The following is a 391-nucleotide window of genomic DNA, read 5'->3' on the forward strand; positions in this document are numbered from 1 at the left end:
GCTCGCCGTTGTCACCCGGGGTGACGGAGACGAGCTTCACGCGGTTGTGGCGCTCGCCGCCGGGGGCGCGGCGGAACAGGGTGCCCAGGGCGTCCGGCGTGGTGAGCTCGGTGCCCAGGGGCCACGTCTCGCCGGGGCGCACGGGGTCGCGCGGCAGCTCCAGCACCAGCGTGGCCAGGTTTCGCGCGGGGCCCTGGAGCCCGTCGATGATGAAGCCGCGGTCGCTGAAGGTGGCGTCCTCGGGCGCGCCGGTGTTGGGCGCCACGCGCAGCTGGCGCTCACCGGATTTGTCCAGCACGAGCACGTACGTGTACTCGGTGGGGACGGGGGCCTTGGCGGCGGCCGGGGCTTGAGCGGCGGGGGCGGCCTTGGCGTCCTTCCCCTTCTTCTT

1 pseudogene is annotated in these 391 nt (G+C 74.2%); it reads right to left on the minus strand.

Going from position 1 to position 391, the window contains the following annotated elements:
* Positions 1–391, minus strand: a pseudogene (locus D7Y15_RS45120) (hypothetical protein); the annotation flags it as partial.

The sequence above is a fragment of the Corallococcus sp. AB030 genome, from assembly GCF_003668965.1.
Classification (GTDB): domain Bacteria; phylum Myxococcota; class Myxococcia; order Myxococcales; family Myxococcaceae; genus Corallococcus; species Corallococcus exiguus.